This is a genomic window from Ruegeria sp. K7, from assembly GCF_056531785.1.
Genome location: NZ_JBQFMJ010000005.1, coordinates 139442 through 159625, shown reverse-complemented (window position 1 = coordinate 159625; position 20184 = coordinate 139442). Strand labels below are relative to the sequence as shown.

The window sequence follows — 20184 nt, the reverse complement described above, 5'->3', positions numbered from 1 at the left end:
CGCTCATGGCAGTTCGTACGCGGCTTCCTTGACCATAGCAAAGTCGCCTCGAATTTTGGCCCGTCAACTGGGCGGCGCTGTGCTCGCCCGCGTGACAAGTTCCACGGAGACTGCCGTTTTTGTCGGAAGGTTCCGGCTTGTATTCGCCAACTGGCCCAGCAACACCTCGGCTGCACGGCGTCCCAGTTGATGCCGGTCTTGTCGGATTGTTGTCAGCGCGGGAACGTAAGAACCTGACATTTCGATATCGTCAAAACCGACAACCGAAATGTCTTCGGGCACCTTCAGCCCGCCTGCGACCAGCCCGGAGATCAACCCAAAGGCAACCATGTCCGCCGCGCAGAATACAGCCGTTGGGCGCTCATCCATCGCGAGTATTCTTCTGGCGGCCTCATGTCCTGATTCCAGCGAGAAATCGCCCCTGATGATCCACTCAGGCTGCGCTGGAAGCCCCAGCCGCGTCCGTTCTTCGACCATGCCCTCACGCCGGGCCGTTGTCAGAACATTCCCGTCGGGGCCGGTCACATGCGCGATTTTCTTGTGGCCCAAATCATGCAGATGCCTGATCGCCAATCGCGCACCTTCGGCGTTATCACTGGAAATCACCGGAAAGGACGCGCCCTCGACCCATTCACACAAAAAGACAATGCGGTCACCCGCCCCGTACCTGACGCATTGCTGCAACGCGGCCGACGATATCCCGCCGTCCAACGAAATTGCACCGTCGATCCGGCCGTCCCGAAAGTACCCGGCAAGAGTTTCATCCTGCAATGGATTGCTTTCGGTGTCAGCGATCAGAACCGCGTAGTCCGATCCGGCAAACCCCTCGCTAATACCTGCCAAGATGCCCGAGTAGAAAGGCTTGCCAAGATTGGGGACCAGGATCAGTACAGCGCCCGCCCTTTGCATGCGCAGGTTTCTGGCGGCCTGGTTGACGCGGTAGCCTGTCTCATGAATGGCTTCCTGCACTGCCAAACGCGTTGTTTCCGACACCAGACCAGGATTGGACAAAACACGACTGACCGTGGCCGTAGACACCATCGCGGAACGGGCAACATCCTGTATCGTGGCGGGTTTGGGCTTCTTGTTCATGACCAGTCAGAAAATTTCCAGCTTGACTCGAATCTATTGTGATGCCGATTATGTAATCGATTACAGTTTTTGAAAAGCAGGTTTTTTCGGAAATGTAATCGATTGCAAAGGAAACTCGCCGATTGAGGGAAGTGATGGCATCCGAATTCAAAAGCAGCAGAAGCCGGGCTCTTTGATGACTTCGAAGACCTTCTTCGACTTTTCCGGGGCAAAGGTCCTGGTGATTGGCGCCAGCCGGGGCGGTATTGGCGCAGCTGTTGCCAGAGCATTTCAGGACGCGGGCGCCGAAGTGGAAATTACCGGCGTGGAACCGGATTGCATCGAAGAGGACGCAACCCGGTTTGGCTACAGCCAGTTGGATGTAACCAACACAGACGAAGTCTACAAATTCGCTGGAACATGGAACTATATTGACGTGCTGATCAATTGTGCCGCGATCACACGACGCGGCGAGGAGATGGAGCCCGACTTCTTCTCACACGTGCTGGACGTCAATCTGACCGGGTCGTTTCGTTGCGCCGAGGCGTTGCACCCTGCCCTTTCGGCCGCAAAAGGACGCGTCATCAATGTGGCCTCGATGTATGCGCGATTTGGTTCACCGCAAAACCCGGCCTACGGCGCGTCAAAAGCCGGTGTGGAACAACTGACAAAGTCGCTGGCAATCGCCTGGGCCAAGGACGGTATTCGGGTGAATGCGATCGCACCGGGGTTCATCGTGACCGAACAATCGGCCCGGGCGAGGGAAGATGCAAATTTCACAAAAGCGATCGAAGCCCGCACACCGTTGGCGCGCTGGGGTCAACCGGAAGATATCGCAGGCTCAGCCATGTTTCTTGCGTCAGATGCCGCGGCTTTTGTGACCGGCACATGCCTCACCGTGGACGGAGGGTATTCGGTTGTTTGACAGGAGCACACGATGAGTGACTTCGCAAAAATTGGCGCGGCAGTGATCGGGACCGGATTCATTGGAACGGTGCACGTTCAGGCCCTTCGGCGTCTGGGCGTGGACGTAAGAGGCGTTCTTGGATCATCGCCGGAGCGCGGTCGGGACCGGGCGCGAGCGATCAGCGTGACGCACGCCTACACATCTCTGGACGACCTGCTGGCGGATGAAAGCGTCGATGTGGTGCACGTAACAACCCCGAACAACGCACATTATCCGCAGGTGAAGTCGATCCTGGCGGCAGGCAAACACGTCATCTGCGAGAAGCCCCTTGCCATGACGTCCGCCGAAAGCGCTGAAATGGTGGACCTGGCCAATGCGTCAGGAAAGGTCGCGGCGGTTTGTTACAACATCCGGTTTTACCCGCTGAACCAGCAGGCTCACGGCATGGTTCAAACAGGCGATCTTGGTGATATTCGTTTCATAACAGGGCATTACCACCAGGACTGGCTGGCAAAATCAGATGACTGGAACTGGCGGCTGGAAAGCGAAATGGGCGGAGCGCTGCGTTCAGTCGGTGACATTGGAACGCACTGGGTTGATCTGACAAGTTTCGTCACCGGGTTGAAAGCTGCTTCCGTCTTTGCAGAGCTGACAACCTTCATTCCGGAACGCCAGAAACCTCTCGGCTCGGTCGAGACGTTTTCCAGCGGAACTGGCGAAACCGAAACTGTGCCTATCGATACCGACGACGCGGCGATGATCCTAATCCGTTATGAAAACGGAGCACGGGGCTTGATGAGCACATCTCAGGTGAACATGGGTCGAAAGAACTCATTGCAATGGGATATCGCCGGGGCGAAGGCCAGTGCCGCCTGGGACAGTGAAACCCCTGACCATCTGCTCATTGGGCACCGCGACGCGCCGAACCAGACCCTGATGCGCGACTTTACATTGATGAACGGCCCCGGGGTTGCCGCCGCCACATTGCCACCCGGACATGTCGAGGGCTTCGCGGATTCCTTCTTCAACTTTTTTCGGGCCGTCTATGCCGATGTCATCGCAGGCGGGCGTCAGCAAGGCAGCACATGGGCCACATTCGAGGACGGCCATTACGAGATGCGGTTCTGCGACGCTGTCGTGAAATCAGCAAAAGAAAGCCGCTGGGTGGATTTGAGCGAGATTTGAGGGCGATGACATGAAACTGGGCTTACTGACTGCACCATTCGAAGACTCTCAACTGGCCGATGTGGCGGCCTGGGCCGGTGCCAATGGGTTTTCAGCGATGGAGGTCGCCTGCTGGCCTGCATCAGGTGGCGAGCAACGGCGCTATGCGGGAACCAGCCACATCAACGTGGACGGCCTTTCTGCAGATCAGGGAAATGAGATTATCGCGGAACTTGGCGGTCATGGGGTCGAGATTTCCGGTCTGGGATACTACCCCAACCCACTCCATGCCGATGCGGATCATCGGGCAGAAGTTATCGGGCACCTCATGAAGGTCATCACCGCTGCTGGGGTGATGGGCATCAACGTCGTCAACACATTCGTGGGCGGTGTCCGGACGCTGAACCTCGACGCGAACTGGGAACGCGCGACCGAAATATTCGATCCGATCGTCAAGCACGCGCAAAGCTCTGGCGTGCGCCTGTGTTTTGAGAACTGCCCGATGATCTTCAGCTATGACGAATGGCCCGGGGGTCACAACATCGCCTATTCGCCCAAGATCTGGCGACGGATATTCGAGCAGTGGGACGATGCGGTTGGCATGAATTTCGACCCTTCGCATCTGATTTGGCAATTCATCGATCAGACGCGCTTTATCAAGGAGTTCGGCCCTCACATGGCCCATGTCCACGCCAAGGATGTGATGGTTGATCAGGACGGGCTGTATGAGAACGGGGTGATGTCAACCGGCATGGGGTGGCAAGTCCCCCGGCTTTGCGGGCTGGGTGACGTGGACTGGTCTGGCTTCTTTTCCGGACTTTACCGCGTCGGATACGACGGTCCCATCATCATCGAGCATGAAGACAGGCTGTTCGAAGGCACAGACGAAAAGGTCAAGCGGGGGTTCCTGCTGGCCCGGGATGTCCTGTCGCCATTCATCAAATAAAACAACATCAAACGTGAAACGACTGAAAACTGGGAGGAAAACGAAATGAAAAACCTACTTTATGGCGTTGCTGCGGTAGCAGTATCTGCTTCTCTTGCAACTGTGGCGCTTGCGGACGGGCACAAGCAATACACCATCGGCGTGTCCAACACCGTTCAGGGAAACGGCTGGCGCGAACAAATGATCTGCGCCATGCGTGCGCAGGCTTTGGTTGAAGCCGATGTCACAAACCTGATCGTTGCGCATCGCAACACAGATTCTGCCGGGCAACTGGAAGACATCAACAACCTGATCGAAGCGGGTGTCGACGCGATTGTCCTGAACCCATCCAATCCCGACGCCTTGAACTCGGCGCTTGAAAAGGCGATGGCGCAAGACATCGTCGTTGTGGCCGTGGATGCAGGCGTTTCGGCCGAAGGCGCGTATATTCTGTCGAACAATCAGGAAGAATACGCCTACCTTGGTGCCAAGTGGCTTTTCGAGCAGCTCGGCGGGAAAGGTGACGTCGTTTACATGCGCGGTATCGCCGGGGTTTCGGCGGATACGGACCGCGACAATGGCTTTAAGCGCGCACTGGCTGAACATCCCGAGATCAACGTGGTGCACGAGGTGTTCACCGGATGGCAGCAGGACCAGGGCAAGCAACAGATCTTTGATTTCCTTGCCACCGGCATCCCGTTTGACGGTGTCTGGACCAGCGGCATCGACAATGTAATCGTCGACGCGTTCACGGAATCCGGAGCGCCTTTGGTACCCATCGTCGGAGCGGACAATGCGGGCTTTGTTCAATACCTGACCGAGGTTGAGGGATTGAATGGCGCAGCGGTGACAAACCCCGGCTCGGTTGGCGGCGCGGGCATCGCTTTAGCCGTCGACATCCTGAACGGTGAGGCCCCTGACAGTAACACTGTCCTTGTCGACCCCGTGCTTTGGGAAAACGCGACAGATGCTGGCCGCGAAACGATCAAGGCCGCTCAGAATCCCAATCTGGATCCTGAATGGCCCGTTTCCGTGACGGTTCCCGGATGGACTGACTACACGATGGAACAGATCATCGACTGCAAGGGACCCGGCGAAAGCTGATCCCAACAGACTGGCCTTCCGCCCCCGGCGGGGCGGAGGGCACACACAGTGCATCTCCAGCATTCAAGGAACTCCATGAGCCGCACAGCACTACTCGACGCGTCTGACGTGGCCAAAAGTTTTGGCGCCGTACATGCCCTGACCAAAGCCCAGCTTACGGTCGCCGAAGGCGAGATTGTTGCCTTGATGGGTGCAAATGGTGCCGGGAAGTCGACTTTTGTCAAAATCATAACGGGCGCCCTGAAACCTGATGCTGGCCAGGTGCTGATCCGGGGGAAACCGGCGCATGTCGGAAACCCGGCCGAGGCGCGCCGTTCCGGTCTGGTGCCCGTTTACCAGGAACCGTCGCTTATTCCTGATCTCGATGTGTCCGACAATCTCAGGCTGACCGACACACCGGTCGATCAGTTCCGTGACTGGGTTTCGGAACTTGGGATCGAAGACCTGAAGTTGTCAGCGATGATCGGCGACCTGCCGCTCGCCACGCTTCGCATCCTCGATCTGGCCCGCGCATTGGCAGTTGAACCTGATGTTCTCCTGCTGGACGAAATGACCGCTGCACTGCCCACAGATTTGGTTGAACGTGTTTTGAAAACTGTACGACGCAAGGCAAATGACGGGATGGGGGTGATCTATGTTTCCCACCGCTTCACCGAGATTTCGGAACTGTGCGATCGGGCGACGGTGTTGCGGGATGGCATGTCCGTCGGCGATCTCGACATAGAACCCGGTGTCGAAGAACGCGTTGTCGAGTTGATGCTGGGTCAAAAGATAGACATCGGACAGCGCCAGATACTTCAAGCAAACGGACCACAAACACAGACACCCCGATTGCACGTTCAGTCGCTTGCGTTCGAGCCCAGTTTCTCGGACGTCTCGTTCGACTTGTACCCCGGCGAAGTACTGGGGGTAGTCGCGCTTGAAGGTCAGGGACAGGATGAGCTTTTCGAGGTGCTCGCGGGTTTTGACCGACCAACGTCAGGGTCAATGGAAGTGGACGGAAAGCCTGTTCATTTCGCCCACCCCGCCGACGCCATTGCGGCCGGGCTGACCTTCGTGCCGGGCGACCGTTCTGATGCTTTGATGGCGCAAAGGTCCGTCAGGGAAAACATTGCCCTACCATTCTCGGCACGTCTTAGAAACTGGGGGCCGATAAAACTCCGTCACGAGCGGGACCGGGTCGCTTATGCGGTCGAAAAGCTGCAGATCGACACACGCGCGCAAGGTGAAGTGCAACGACTTTCAGGTGGCAACCAGCAGAAAGTCACCATTGGTCGCTGGCTGGCGACCGGTGTCGAAACCTTGCTTTTGTTCGACCCGACCCGTGGCATTGATGTCCGCACGAAACGCCAGATTTATCCACTGGTTCGCGAGTTGGCCAATCAGGGCGCGGCGGTTCTGTTCTACACATCCGAGTTGGAAGAAATCCCGCTGGCCTGCGATCGTGCGGTCGTAATCTTCAACGGGCGGGTGGTTGACGTGATAGACGCTGCCAACGCCGATGAACAAACACTGATGCGCGCGGCTTATGGCCTGACCGAAGCGGAGGGCGCAGCGTGAGCGGGACCATCCGAAAACACTCCTGGGTCATGGGGCTCGTTTTACTTCTTGTGGTTCTTCTGACCATCACAAAGGTGATACAACCCACTTTCGGCGCGTCCGGGCTTGAGAGTATCGCCCGTGCCGCCCTGCCCTTTGCTTTTGCAACCGCCGGTATGGCCATCGTCGTGATCGTCGGCGGCATCGATTTGTCCGTCGCATCGATGATGGCGGTATGCGCCGTGACGGCTGCCGTTTTGATGGAACGCATGGCCGGTGTGCCCGCCCTGCTCATAGTTCTGGGTGTCGGGCTTTTGATGGGGCTGATCAACGGGCTACTGATTGTCGTGACGCGTGTACCCGACATCGTCGTTACACTCGCCATGCTTTTTGTTTGGGAAGGCGTTGCGTTGCTGATCCTTGAAACACCCGGTGGCGCGACGGCGGACTGGCTGGAACAATCGATCCGAGGGCATTTTCTGTTCGACGGGCTGCCAAAGGCGCTTGTCGTCATCGCTGTCGGCATCGCGGTGGTCTGGCTGCCGATCCGGCGCTCCAAACTTGGGCTGTCGATTTACGCAACCGGGTCGGACGAACTGGCTGCCTTCCGTTCAGGCGTTGCGGTCGGAAGAACGAAAGTTATCGCCTACGCCCTATGCGGTCTGTTTTGCGCCATGGGCGGATTAAGCCTGGCCGCCCTGACCGGAATAGGAGAGCCGGTGCCTGGTCCGTATCTTATGGCCTCTGTCGCAGCGGTGGTTCTTGGCGGTGTCGTTCTGGGTGGTGGCAAAGGCGGCCTTCTTGGCCCAATCATCGCCGTTTTCATTCTGCGGATCATCCGAACGATCCTGACTTTGCTGGCCGTCGATCCAAACGTGACAACAATTATCGAAGGAACAATCATGGTCCTTGTTGTCATGCTGGGCACTGCGGCGTCACTAAGGGGAGCCCGCCGATGAGCATGGACACAACTGACCTGCCAATGGTCCGCTTTGGGCGGTATCTTCGTGACAACCCGATCATACCGCTGTTGGTTTTCCTGTTCCTGATGATCGCTGTGCTCGAGGTCTTGCGGCCGGGTATCGTCACCCCGTTCCGGGCCGGTCGGGACGGGCTGATTTCAACCTTTTGGGTCGGCAACCTGATCAAGTTCGCAATTCCGCTGGCGATGCTTGCCGCTTGTCAGGTACTGACGATGCTGACGGCAGGAATTGACCTGTCGGTCGGAGTGGTCGCTACTGTGTCAGCCTTCGTCTGCGCGACACTCAGCGCAATATGGGGCGTTACACCCGCAGTCCTGATTGCGTTGTCCGCGGGCCTTGTTGTTGGCGTTGTGAATGGCATCGGGGTTGGACTGGTGCGTGTCCATCCTTTGATCATGACGCTTGGAACGGGATTGATCGCCACCGGATGCCTGCAGGTCTACCAACGCCTCGTCATCAATGCGGGCACCGAGATTCCCGCTTTCCTTTCATGGCTCGGGACCGGTCGAACCGCAGGAATGCCGAACGGACTTTTTGTATTCGTTCCGTTCGCGCTCTTTATCCTGTGGCTGATGCGCTATACTGGGTTTGGCCGGTTGCTGTTTGCACTTGGTTCCAACGAACAGGCCGCCAAACTCTCCGGTGTACGGGCATGGCAGGTCTATCTGGCGCTCTACGTGCTATCCAGCTTTATCGCCGCACTGGCTGGTTTGCTCTATCTCGGCATGATCCGTCAAACCTCACTGAGCCTGGCAAATCCGTTGTTGTTGCCCTCGGTCGCCGCGGCGGTGATTGGCGGCACATCAATCTTTGGGGGGCGTGGCAGTTTCGCCGGTGCGATCGTGGGCGCACTTATTCTGCGTGTGCTGGATACCATGCTAACATTGATGCAGATGCCGGAAGGCGCACGCACGGCCCTGTTTGGGCTGATCATCCTCGCGGTTACCGCGCTCTACGTCAGGATCACCGGCACACGCTAAAGGAGGTTTCCAATGGCAAAATTCCGGATCGTCGGCGTCAGTTTCGATCACATGCATATGGGTGATTTGCTTCGGATGGTGCACGAGCATCCTGACGCCGAAATCGCCGCGATCTTCGATCCGGATCGGGACAAAATGCAGGCGGCAGTGAAGGCATTCGATATTCCGGAAGATCGGGTATTTACGGATTTCGACGCATGTATGACGGCGGGTCCTTACGATTTGGCCATTCTTTGCGTGGCGACAGCGCAACATGCGGACTACACGGAACGGCTGGCCCCTCACGACCTGCACGTTTTTGTCGAAAAACCCTTTGCCGCATCTGTTGACGATGCCCGCCGGATGATGACGGCGATGAGCGAAACCGGAAATCAGCTGGTCATCAACTGGCCCTTGCGATGGGTCGAAAGTCACGTGACGGCCAAGCGGTTGATCGACGAAGGCATGATCGGTGACCTGCGAGAGGTTCATTTCTATGACGGAAATCGTGGACCGTTGTACCATTTGGCCGATAAGGTCGAAGTAACCCCCGAGGAAGTCGAGCGTCAAAAGCCGGACTCCTGGTGGTACAAACGGTCATCCGGTGGCGGTTCGCTGCTTGATTACCTAGGATACGGCGCGACACTTGGAACCTGGTTCATGGGCGGCCTTGCACCAATCGAGGTCACATGCACGGTTGACGAAACACCAGGTATCGAGGTCGATCAGCATGCAATAGCCGTGTGCCGTTATGAAACAGGCCTGTCGAAGATGGAAACGCGCTGGGGCACGTTCACCGATCCTTGGACAACGCAGCCGCAACCCACTTGCGGGTTTGTCTTTGTCGGCACCGACGGCACCATTTCGTCGCCCGACTATGCCACCCACATAACGGTTCAGACCCGCGCAAAACCCGAACGGCACGAGATACCGGTGACCCCGTTGGCTGCTGGCGAACGAAACGCCATCGAATACGTCCTTGGCTGCCTGTCCAATGGAACCCGGGTCGAAGGGCCGCTTGATCCGGCCCTGTGTCTGACAGCACAGCGGATCGTCGATACCGCGCTCCGTTCAGCCCGCGAAAAACAAACTCTCAGGTTGCTGTCATGAGCGAGGACAGTGCCAAAACCGACCAGTATGCCTTAAAGTCAGCCCAGTTGCCCGAAGTCCCTGCCCCGGACTTGCCGTATTCTCCACCGGTGCCTCAAAACTACAGGCCCAGGATCGGAATAATTGGTACGGGCGGAATTTCCGTAAGCCATCTGGATGCCTACCGAACGGCCGGCTGGGACATTGCCTCAATCTGGAACCGGACGCGCGCGAAAGCCGAAGAAAAGGCTGCCGAATACTGCCCGTCGGCGCGCATCGAAGATGATTGGCAGGCGCTTCTTTCCGACAATGAAATCGACGTTGTCGACGTCACGCTTCATCCGGAACAACGCGTGCCAATCCTCAAGGCTGCTTTGCAGGCGGGCAAACACGTGCTCAGCCAGAAGCCGTTTGTTACAGACCTCGATCTTGGCAATGACCTTGTGAAGCTGGCAGATGATCAGGGTGTGAAACTCGCGGTAAACCAAAATGGCCGCTGGGCTCCGCACCTGTCCTGGATGCGCGAGGCGGTTTCAGTTGGATTGATCGGCGACGTTCTGTCTGCACATGTTTCAATTCACTGGGATCACGGCTGGACCGCAGGTACGCCGTTTGACGAAATGGAGCACCTGATCCTTTACGATTTTGGTGTGCATTGGTTCGATTTTCTTGCGTCTCTTGTTGGCGACAGGGCGGAAAGCGTCTTTGCAACCGCGACACCGGCACGTGGCCAGGCCAACAAGGTCCCTTTGATGTCACAGGCGCTGGTGCGTTTGGACCAAGGCCAAGCAAGCCTGATTTTTGACGGGGGCGTTCCTTTTGGCCCGCGTGACACAACATATGTGGCTGGCACAACCGGAAGCCTTACATCAAGGGGACCGGATCTTTCATCGCAATCTGTGACGCTTGAGACAGCGCAGGGCATCGCGCGCCCAGCGCTTAAGGGACAATGGTTCAACGACGGGTTTCGCGGAACCATGGGCGAGCTTCTTTGTGCGATAGAAGAGGACCGAGAGCCCTCGGTATCCGCAAAGAACAACCTGAAGTCATTGGCCATCGTTTTTGCGGCAATTGCCTCGTCCAAACAAAACCGAGAAATCCAGATCGGAAGCGTCAGAACAGTCGACGCCTAGACGGGTATTCTCAGGCAAAACGGTTACGAATTCAGGCTTTTGCCACCATTCTTCCACCAATCTCGCCCCCCATCCAACCCGCAAATAGGTGGCTTTTAATGGTCGCCATACTGCGATCCCTACCACACACCGCCCGGGGACAGATGCGAAACAACCAGACGCTGCAAAGAAGAAACTTGCATTCGCGCTCTGATACGTAGTCACTTGGTAACGGATGGTTGGAGGAAGACTATGAAACCATGGGCTATCGTGGTTTGTTTCGTTTGCACGTTGGGCCTTGTCGCTTGCTCTCCCCGGGTTCGAACCTATGAAAAGACGGTATCAAGTGCTGTTCCTGCAAGCTCGGGCAGCAATCTTGCGCAGACCGTCAACCGCCTCGGAGACCCAAAAGACGGTCGTTCGGGTGTAAAGCTGATCAGCGACGGCGAAGAAGCTCTGGTCTCACGGCTATTGATGGCCGCAGCGGCAGAGCAAACGATCGACGCCCAATACTATCTTTTGCACAACGATCCGACCGGGCATCTCTTTGCGGCCAGTCTTTTACAAGCGGCAGATCGGGGGGTGCGTGTCCGGTTGCTGTTGGATGACATGGATACATCCGGCTACGACGCGATGACCGCTGCGCTTGATTACCACGACAACATCGAAATCCGGCTGTTTAACCCCTTTTGGCGCGATCAAAGCCTGCTGGTTGCGGGGCTGACTGATTTCAAACGCATCAATCGCCGAATGCACAACAAATCCATGACGGCGGACAACGTGTTCACGATTGTCGGTGGGCGAAACATCGGTGCCGAGTACTTTCTGGCCCGTAAAGAAATGAACTATGCCGATCTGGACGTTCTGGCCGCAGGTCCTGTTGTAAAAGAGGTCTCCAAAAGCTTCGACGCATACTGGAACAGCGAATTTGCCGTTCCTGCCCGCGTGGTCGTCGGTGAACCGGAGGCCTTCAGCCTGAGCGACGCGCGAGGCAGGCTCAACGCGCTGGTGGAAGAGGCGAAGCAAACGCAATACGGCGCCGCCCTGCGACGATCAGCCGAAGAGAATTTTGCAGACGGCGCGCTGTCACTGGATTGGCTTCCTGCCCGATTGTATGCGGACCCGCCGTCCAAGGCGGCAGGCCTGGAAAACTCGGATCCAATTCTCGCATCCCAACTTCTGCCCTACTTCGAAAATGCCAAAAGCGAAGTGAACATTATCTCGGCCTATTTTGTACCGCGCAACAATGGCGTGAGATGGATGACCGAACTGGAAAACCGCGGGGTCGAGGTCAAAGTTGTCACCAACTCATTGGCCTCGAACGACGTCGCTCCGGTCTACGCCCACTACGCCAAGAAACGTCGGGCAATGCTGCGCGGCGGGGTCGACCTGTATGAACTGAGGCCCGATGCCTACCAAGTCCAACGTCGAGGCATCAATTGGGCGCAATCCCGATCCGGCCTCCATTCCAAGGCTTTCGCGGTGGATGACCGATATCTGTTCGTCGGGTCGTTCAACTGGGACCCGCGTTCGGTCCACATCAATACCGAAATGGGGATTCTGATGGATTCGCCCGCTTTGGCCAGTCAAACCATGGCTGCCCTGGACCAAGCGCTGCCAGCCTACACCTATCACGTGACGTTGGAGCGTGCAGGCCAACTTAAGTGGCGGACCCGGAACGAAGATGGCACGATCCTGGAATATGACTCCGAGCCGACAGGTACGGCATGGGATCACATCGTCGCCGGCTTTTTGAGCATCTTACCAATTGGTTCACAGCTTTAGGGTTGATGATTTTGACCATCAGCCTGGCTTTGGCAAATCTCCGGAAGGGTTTTGATCGTGAAGTACTACAACCTGTATGCCGACGCCGCAGGCGAAAGCCGTTGGTCCGAGATCGAAGTTCCGCTGGCAGAGCGAAGCTTTGCGCCACCAGCAAAGGCAATTGAGGTCTCCGAGCCGGAGCATGTCAAACAGACCATGTTCCTGAGACTTCGATCAGGTTGGAACGAACCGATCCACCCGACGCCAGTGGTGCAAAGGCTGGTGTGCCTTGCCGGAACGATCCGCGTCACCGCAAGCGATGGCAACTTTCGGGACATAGGACCGGGGGACGTTTGGCACATGGCAGACAAGTTCGGACGCGGTCATCATACCAAAGTCACAAGCTTCGAGGATTTTGAGGCGGTCATTATTCAGTTCGAGTGAAGTCGGAAAATTCCACGATCTCTTCAAACCTTCACCAGCACCATCAACAGCCTACATTTGAGAGCACCGTTACGGCCTGAAGATTTCCGGCTATACTGGGGTCATTGTTTCGCGCCGGCACCTGATTGACAGCGATCAAACCACCGCTGGCGCAGAGGGGGGATTGCCATGGAACAACGCCTCTCAGCCATTATGGCGGCCGATATGGTCGGGTACTCGCGCTTGATGGAAGTGGACGAGTTGGGTGTTCTGTCACGTCAAAAGAAACATCGGCGCGAATTGATCGATCCGGAAATAACCCGGCGCCGAGGAAGCATCATCAAAACGACCGGAGACGGCATGCTGGCCTCATTTGAATCCGTTCAGGACGCGGTTCAATGCGCCGTCAGCATTCAACAAGCGATGAGCCTTCGGGAAACCGAACTGGAGGACGACAAGAGAATTCGATTTCGTGTCGGCATCAATCTGGGCGATGTCATTTTCGACGACGGCGACATCTTCGGAGATGGGGTGAACGTCGCCGCACGGCTTGAAGGATTGGCAGAACCCGGCGGCGTGTGCGTTTCGGATATCGTGCATCAGGCGATTCAGGACCGGGTCGACGCGCCATTTCGCGATATGGGCGGCCAACGCGTCAAGAACATCACTCGCCCCATTCGTGTCTGGCAATGGTCCCCTCAGGCGGCGCCCGTGCGTGCGGCTCCTGAGATTTCACTGCAACAGCGCGTGAAGTTCTGCAAATCGGCAGATGGCGTAAATCTTGCCTGGGCCTCGACCGGAGAAGGTACACCTGTACTGAAAGCCCCGAATTGGCTTAATCACATCGAGTATGAGTGGACCAGCCCGGTCTGGGGGGATTTCCTGTCCGAGATGTCCAAACTCTGTCGATTGGTCCGGTTCGACCAACGGGGAAACGGGCTTTCAGACTGGGAAGTTGAGGACATTTCAGAAGACCGTATGATCGACGACATGATTGCCGTGGCCGATGCGGCCGGGCTGGATCGTTTTGGCCTGTTCGGCATCAGTCAGGGGTCTGCATTTTCAATTCGATTTGCGGCAAGACACCCCAAGCGCGTGAAATTTCTTATCCTGCTGGGGGGCTATTTGCGCGGGCGCATGAAGCGCGGGGACGCCGAAGCCGAACAGTTTTATCAGGCATCTCGCGCCATGGTATCGGCCGGCTGGGGCTCCCCCAACCCGGTGTACCGCCATTTCTTCACGTCTTGCTACATGCCGGATGCCACGCCGGAAGAAGGGGCAAGTTTCGACGAAATGCAACGCATCTCCGCCAGCCCGGAAACGGCCTTGCGGATAATGGAAATGAACAGCTACATGGACGTACGCGCGGATGCGCAGTGCTTGAGTGTTCCGACTTTGGTGTTGCATGCCCAAGGCGACATGGCGGCACCCATCAGTGAAGGCCGTGAGACAGCCCGGGAAATCCCGACGGCTGAGTTCGTTGAACTGCCCGGCGCCAACCATTGCATGATACGCGGCCATCCGGGGTTCGATGAGTTCTTTCAGGAAATCGGACCGTATCTGAAAGAACATGGTGATTTTTGAGTACCTTACGCTTAAATGGGTGCTGACGTTATTTGTACCCGCTGTTTCCTAAGTAACGTGATTTCCGGAGAACGTAATGACTGATATTTCCAGAAGGCGTTTCCTAAAATTCGCCCTGATCAACTCAACTGCCCTGGCTTTGGCCGGACAGGCAATGGCTCAGGCGACCTCTCTTTCGGACGTTGGCGGTGCGATGTTGGGTTTGGAGACCGCCACGATTTTCACTGCGCGCGAGATCGTGACGCTCGACCCGGATCAACCGTCAGCTCAGGCCGTTGCGGTGATAAATGATCGGATCCTTGCAACCGGAACGCTGGACGAGGTCAAGGGCATCCTTGGAGATAAACCGTACGATCTGGACGCAACATTCGACGACCACGTTATCGTTCCCGGTTTCATTGCGCAGCATGACCATCCGATCCTGGCAGGATTGACAATGTCTTCCCTGATCCTGTCCATCGAGGATTGGGAACTGCCCGACGGCACCGCGATTGCCCTCAATGACAAGGATGACTTCATGACGCGCCTTGCGGCAGCCGAGGCCGAGTTGGATGATCCGGCTGAACCGCTGCTCACCTGGGGGTATCATGCCGCGTTCTATGGCCCTCTGACCCGCGCCGACCTCGACACGATCAGCGCCGAGCGGCCGATATTCGCGTGGGCCAGATCCTGCCATGAGTTCATCCTGAATACAGCCGCGATGAACGCCGCGGGCGTCACCGAAGACCTGATCGCCAGCTGGTCAGAGACAGAAAAATCGCAATCCAGTTTCGAAGATGGTCACTTCTGGGAACAGGGTTTGTTTGCCGTTTTGCCGAATATAGCGCCGATGGTCGCAAACCCTGACAAGTTCCGTTCCGGCCTGCTGACCATGCGCGACTACATGCACGCCAAGGGTGTGACCTTCGGAAACGAACCGGGCGGTATTCTTGCAAAGCCCATTCAGGATGCGGTCAATGCGGTGATGTCGGCGCCATCGATGCCCTTCCGGTGGACGTTCATTCCCGATGGCAAAAGCCTGGTTGTTACTTACGATCAGGATACCGACGTGATCCGCCAAACCGAGGCTTTGGTCGACTGGTACGGCGGCATGACCAGCATGGCAAAGGGCAGCGTAAAACTGTTCTCTGACGGCGCCATATATTCCCTCGCAATCCAACTTCGCGACCCCGCCATCGGTGACTATCACGGTGAATGGATGATGGATCAGGACGCATTCGAGCGTGCTTTCCGGGTCTATTGGGACGCCGGTTATCAGGTGCATGTACACGTCAACGGCGATGCCGGTCTCGACCGTGTTCTGAACACGCTGGAAGACAACCTATTGCGCAACCCGCGTTTTGATCATCGTACGGTGATTGTCCACTTCGCCGTCAGCGCACCGGACCAGGTCGAGCGTATCAAACGCCTCGGCGCGATCGTCAGCGCCAATCCTTACTACGTCACCGCGCTATCAGATCGCTACAGCGAAACCGGCCTGGGACCCGAGCGCGCGGATCAGATGGTGCGGCTGGGCGATCTGGACAAATCGGGTATCTCGTGGTCGTTGCACTCTGACATGCCCATGGCACCGGGCGACCCGCTGTTCCTGATGTGGTGCGCGGTAAACCGGGTCACGAGTTCCGGTCGCGTAGCCGGCAGCGACCAAAAGATCTCTGCCGAACAGGCCCTGCGCGGGGTCACGATCAATGCGGCGTATTCTCACCGCCTTGAAGAAGAACGGGGCAGCATCGAACCGGGCAAGCTCGCCAACTTCACGATTTTGGCAGAGAACCCCCTGACCGTCGACCCGATGAAGATCAAGGATATCGCGGTTTGGGGCACGATTGCGGAGGGACGCATTCAGAAAGTCGGAGAAAACTTGCAGGAAGACGCAAGCCGAAAGGGCAGCGACTTCACAGGCAATATAGATTTCGCCGAGAGGGCGTTAACCCACGCCCTTTCCGTTGTTCACGCGCATCTTTGAAGTTTGAATCGCACTGCAGGACAACTCGAACCGATCGCATTAAGGCAGGGTTAGGCCAAATGGGCACGCAAATGAGCTGGGTTTTGTCACCTCTGAACGATGATCAATTCCCAGCCACTCAATCCCAAGTTCTACTGATACTAGTTCTAAGAAACCGATTGCTCCGAGACGATCTCGCCAAAACGCGTAAAGAACTTGCCCGAGAGCTTTTTCGCGGTGCCAGCAATCAATCGACTACCCAATTGCGCAATCTTTCCGCCGACTTCAACTTTAGCGGTGTATGCAAGAATGGTCTCATCCCCATTTGAGGTAAGCGTTACGTCGGCACCACCTTTGGCAAACCCGGCCGCGCCGCCTTTGCCTTCCCCGGTCAGGGAAAAACCTTCAGGTGCATTTGAAGTATTCAGCGTCACCTCACCCGAGAACCGCGCTTTGACCGGGCCGATCTTGAGGACAACCTTGGCCTCAAGGTGCTCTGGCGAATGCTGGATCAACTCCTCGCAGCCGGGAATGCACTCGCGCAGGACATCCGGATCGTTCAAAGCGCGGTAAACGACGTCGCGCGGGGTGGCAATGTGGATTTCGTCACTGAGTTCCATTCATGTTTCCTTTGTTCAACAACATCTTGGATAGACCAGAAGTGCGGTCTCGGTAGCCTCTTCCGGCGTTACGTCCGGGCGCACCAGCCACAAACGCCGCAGGCGATTAAGCACGTTTTTCATCATCAGATGCCTCTCTGGATTTGTTCGTGTTTCGCCACAGCACGATCTCGGCAAGGATCGACAGGGCGATTTCGTGCGGATCGATCGCATGGATATCCAGCCCGGCCGGGGATTTGAGTTGCGCCGCGCGCTCCGGCGCCAAACCTTGAGCGATGAGTTTTGCCGTAAGCGCATCAGCCTTCCGGCGGCTGGCCACCATGGAGACATGGGCCGCCTCGGTTTGTAGCGCCGCTTTCAGGGCGTCAGCGTCTCCGCGACCCTGCGAGGCAACAACAACGAAATCCTGCGATTCGATGTCCAAATGGTCGATGGTTTCCAGCGTAAACCTATCGTAGTCGCCGTCTGTTTCTGCCTCGTCACCAAGGCAGATGCGAAAGCCGGCCAGCGCCCCATGCGCTGCCAGCGCTGTGGCAATCGGAGACGTCCCAAAGATCACCAGACGCGGGGTGTGTTGATACGGCTCGACCAACAGATCGACAGTGCCGCCCGAGGGGCAGCCGCTTTTGAAGGTCTGCACTCCGTCGGGGTCTGTCATGCTCACCACCTTATTCGAAGGTTTGACACGGATCATCTGCGGCTCACCGGTGATCAGCGCCGTCCGGACCGAGGTTCGGACGGCGCGCTGCACGCAAGCCCCTCCGAGATGTCCAAGAAGGCGCCCGTCTTTGGTGATCGCAGCTTTTCCTCCGGCCTTTGCGGACGTTGCATCCGCCGTACGCAGGACCGTTGCCACACAAAAGGCCTCACCGGTTTGGCGCAGCTGTTCAATCGTGTCGAATATGTCGAAGTTAGCCATTTCAGACTCCTTTCACAGCTTACGAAACTGCGGTTCCAACGCCGCCAGCGCTTCCAGCGTGTTGGCTGGCAAATGTGCATCCAGATAGGGTTCCGCCGCCTGCATCGCAGCAGCAATCGGCTGGTAGTCCCGCCAGCCTTTCAGGGGGTTCAGCCATACGATCCGCCGCGCTTTACGTCGGATGCGCGCCAGCGCATCGCCCAGCGCCTGCGGGTCGGAACTGCAATACCCATCGGACAAGATCAGCACGATGGTCCGCCCGTTCAAAGACCGCGCGCCGTATCCATTCAGAAAATGCTCAAGACTGCCCGAGATATCCGTGCCGCCGCCAAACCCTTCGGCCATCAACGACAGCCGCCCGGCCGCGCGCAAGGAGTCGTGGTCGCGCAGCGCATCCGTGACGCGCATCAGGCGGGTGTGAAAAAGATAGGCGTCCGCCTCTGTGCCACTGCCGATCAGACCTTTGAGGAAGGCCAGAAAAACCCGCGAATAGACCGTCATCGAACCGCTTACGTCACACAAGGCCACAATCCGCATCGGGCGTGGTGGACGAGCGCGGCGATACAGGTCCATCGGTTCTCCGCCCCTTGCAAGGCTGGCGCGTTGGATCCGGCGCATATCAAGCGATGGGCCGCGCAGCGCTAGTTTCCGCCGGCGCGAGCGGCGGTCGCGAATTGCGCGCGCGATAGCAGTCGCGGCTTGTTCCGCCTGCCGCAGCGCGTCTTCGTCCATCAGCTCGCGCAAATCCCGACGCGACAGGTTGACCGTACGGGTTGCAATCAGCTTCCCGTTCCTCCCCACGGCCTCCCCGTCGCCGGGATCAGGCGCAGTGGCCTGATCCGTGCCGGTTTCCGTTTCCTGAGCAGCCTGGCTTTCCTGCTGCCAGATCATCGGCTTGGCGGATTGAACCCGCACATGCGCCGTTTGGGCAGTTCCCGTGCGCTGCTTTCCGGTATTGAACCAATAGGCCTCGAACAGGTCATCGAAGCGCCGCCAACCGTCGGCGTTGCCGGCCAGCAACACGCAAAGCGCCTGCTGGGCCTGCCTGGCATCCGTCGCCTTAATTGCCTCCAGCGCAGCCAACGCATCCGCGGTTTCAGCCGGTCCCACACGCATTCCGTTCATCCGCAGATGTGCGATGAAGCCGGACATGCGATCCGCCAAACCAGATGCGCGAGTGGGGAACCGGGTGACTTGCATCACGCCACCTTTCCGATCAAACGATCCATGACCTCGGGCGGGGCCGCGTCATAGTCGGCGGCGGTTTTTAGAAGGCAAACAAGGGTCGCCTGAACCTCTTCGCGGGACTGCGCCATGTCGTTTACACCCAGCCCCGAAAGGGCCGCCGCCCAGTCCAACATTTCGGCAATGCCGGGGGTCTTCTCCAAGTCTTCTTTGCGCAGCGCCTGCACCACGCCAACAATCTGGCGCGCCAACAGCCCTTCGACTTCGGGCATGCGGGCTTTCAGGATAGCCATTTCCGTTTCACGCGATGGATAGTCGAGGAAGCTGTACAGGCACCGACGCCGCAGCGCGTCCGACAAGTCCCGAGTCCCATTCGCAGTCAGGATCACAATAGGCCGCGAACGCGCCTTGATCGTTCCGAGTTCCGGAATGGTGATCTGAAAGTCGGATAAGATTTCCAGCAGATAGGCCTCAAACTCCTCATCCGCGCGGTCGATTTCATCGATCAGCAGAACAGGTGGCTCTTCTTCGCTGATTGCTTCCAGCAATGGTCGCTTCAGCAGATAGTCATCAGTAAATAGCTGGGCCTCGCTGGTTCCGCCCTGTGCCTCGCTTGCACGAATGGCCAGCAACTGGCGCTGGTAATTCCACTCATAAATCGCGTGGCTGGCATCCAGCCCTTCATAGCACTGCAACCGTATCAACCGCGCCGCGCGCTGTGCTGCCAGCGCCTTGGCGACCTCGGTTTTGCCGACCCCAGCCGGGCCTTCCAGCAGCAGTGGACGCCCAAGCGTCTGCGCCAGATGCAGTGCCATCGCCAACCGTTCGTCGGCAACATAGCCCACCTCGGCGAGGCCTTGCTGTATGTCCTGCAAGCTCATGCCATTCTCC

The 20184-nt window shown here is 57.5% G+C and carries 18 protein-coding genes; 13 read left to right on the top strand and 5 right to left on the bottom strand.

Annotated features, from left to right (window positions below):
• Window positions 1–63: 63 nt before the first annotated feature.
• Complete coding sequence (locus ACR0FE_RS11205) at window positions 64–1092, bottom strand: LacI family DNA-binding transcriptional regulator (protein ID WP_480912798.1); 1029 nt, start codon at window positions 1090–1092, stop codon at window positions 64–66.
• A 175-nt stretch (window positions 1093–1267) separates the two neighbouring features.
• Between ACR0FE_RS11205 and ACR0FE_RS11200 the strand changes: the two genes are divergently transcribed.
• From ACR0FE_RS11200 to ACR0FE_RS11140, 13 genes are all read left to right on the top strand, one after another.
• A complete protein-coding gene (locus ACR0FE_RS11200) occupies window positions 1268–1996 on the top strand; it encodes an SDR family NAD(P)-dependent oxidoreductase (protein ID WP_480912797.1) in 729 nt (242 codons plus the stop codon).
• 12 nt (window positions 1997–2008) lie between these two features.
• The gene (locus tag ACR0FE_RS11195; RefSeq protein ID WP_480912796.1) at window positions 2009–3163 is read left to right on the top strand and encodes a Gfo/Idh/MocA family protein; all 1155 of its coding nucleotides are present in this window, start codon (window positions 2009–2011) and stop codon (window positions 3161–3163) included.
• Window positions 3164–3173: 10 nt separating this feature from the next.
• Window positions 3174–4088, top strand: coding sequence for a sugar phosphate isomerase/epimerase family protein (locus ACR0FE_RS11190; protein ID WP_480912795.1), 915 nt, complete (start codon window positions 3174–3176; stop codon window positions 4086–4088).
• Window positions 4089–4133: 45 nt separating this feature from the next.
• Window positions 4134–5171 carry an ABC transporter substrate-binding protein gene (locus ACR0FE_RS11185; protein WP_480912794.1) on the top strand — a complete coding sequence of 346 codons (1038 nt, stop codon included), beginning with the start codon at window positions 4134–4136 and terminating at the stop codon, window positions 5169–5171.
• Between the two features lie 75 nt (window positions 5172–5246).
• Window positions 5247–6731: a sugar ABC transporter ATP-binding protein gene (locus ACR0FE_RS11180; protein WP_480912793.1), complete on the top strand. Its 1485-nt coding sequence runs from the start codon at window positions 5247–5249 to the stop codon at window positions 6729–6731.
• The gene (locus ACR0FE_RS11175; RefSeq protein WP_170680446.1) at window positions 6728–7669 is read left to right on the top strand and encodes an ABC transporter permease; all 942 of its coding nucleotides are present in this window, start codon (window positions 6728–6730) and stop codon (window positions 7667–7669) included. The genes ACR0FE_RS11180 and ACR0FE_RS11175 overlap by 4 nt, the downstream gene beginning before the upstream one ends.
• The gene (locus ACR0FE_RS11170; RefSeq protein WP_480714184.1) at window positions 7666–8673 is read left to right on the top strand and encodes an ABC transporter permease; all 1008 of its coding nucleotides are present in this window, start codon (window positions 7666–7668) and stop codon (window positions 8671–8673) included. The genes ACR0FE_RS11175 and ACR0FE_RS11170 overlap by 4 nt, the downstream gene beginning before the upstream one ends.
• Window positions 8674–8685: 12 nt before the next feature.
• A complete protein-coding gene (locus ACR0FE_RS11165; RefSeq protein ID WP_480912792.1) occupies window positions 8686–9762 on the top strand; it encodes a Gfo/Idh/MocA family protein in 1077 nt (358 codons plus the stop codon).
• The gene (locus tag ACR0FE_RS11160) at window positions 9759–10874 is read left to right on the top strand and encodes a Gfo/Idh/MocA family protein (RefSeq protein ID WP_480912791.1); all 1116 of its coding nucleotides are present in this window, start codon (window positions 9759–9761) and stop codon (window positions 10872–10874) included. The genes ACR0FE_RS11165 and ACR0FE_RS11160 overlap by 4 nt, the downstream gene beginning before the upstream one ends.
• 231 nt (window positions 10875–11105) lie before the next feature.
• On the top strand, window positions 11106–12638 hold the full coding sequence (locus tag ACR0FE_RS11155) for a phospholipase D family protein (RefSeq protein WP_480912790.1): 1533 nt from the start codon (window positions 11106–11108) through the stop codon (window positions 12636–12638).
• Between the two features lie 57 nt (window positions 12639–12695).
• A complete protein-coding gene (locus tag ACR0FE_RS11150) occupies window positions 12696–13061 on the top strand; it encodes a cupin domain-containing protein (protein ID WP_480912789.1) in 366 nt (121 codons plus the stop codon).
• A 168-nt stretch (window positions 13062–13229) separates the two neighbouring features.
• On the top strand, window positions 13230–14624 hold the full coding sequence (locus ACR0FE_RS11145; RefSeq protein WP_480912788.1) for an alpha/beta fold hydrolase: 1395 nt from the start codon (window positions 13230–13232) through the stop codon (window positions 14622–14624).
• 76 nt (window positions 14625–14700) lie between these two features.
• Entirely contained in the window at window positions 14701–16590 is a 1890-nt protein-coding gene (locus tag ACR0FE_RS11140; protein ID WP_480912787.1) for an amidohydrolase, read from the top strand.
• Window positions 16591–16736: 146 nt separating this feature from the next.
• Here the strand turns inward: ACR0FE_RS11140 and ACR0FE_RS11135 are convergent, their stop codons facing one another.
• The 4 genes from ACR0FE_RS11135 to ACR0FE_RS11120 form a co-directional block, all read right to left on the bottom strand.
• Complete coding sequence (locus ACR0FE_RS11135; protein WP_170614570.1) at window positions 16737–17189, bottom strand: SRPBCC family protein; 453 nt, start codon at window positions 17187–17189, stop codon at window positions 16737–16739.
• Between the two features lie 106 nt (window positions 17190–17295).
• On the bottom strand, window positions 17296–18108 hold the full coding sequence (locus tag ACR0FE_RS11130; RefSeq protein ID WP_480912786.1) for an XdhC family protein: 813 nt from the start codon (window positions 18106–18108) through the stop codon (window positions 17296–17298).
• Between the two features lie 12 nt (window positions 18109–18120).
• Window positions 18121–19308, bottom strand: a complete 1188-nt coding sequence (locus ACR0FE_RS11125; RefSeq protein WP_480912845.1) for a vWA domain-containing protein — start codon at window positions 19306–19308, stop codon at window positions 18121–18123.
• Complete coding sequence (locus ACR0FE_RS11120; protein WP_480912785.1) at window positions 19308–20174, bottom strand: AAA family ATPase; 867 nt, start codon at window positions 20172–20174, stop codon at window positions 19308–19310. Before ACR0FE_RS11120 ends, ACR0FE_RS11125 begins: the two co-directional genes overlap by 1 nt.
• Window positions 20175–20184 lie beyond the last annotated feature (10 nt).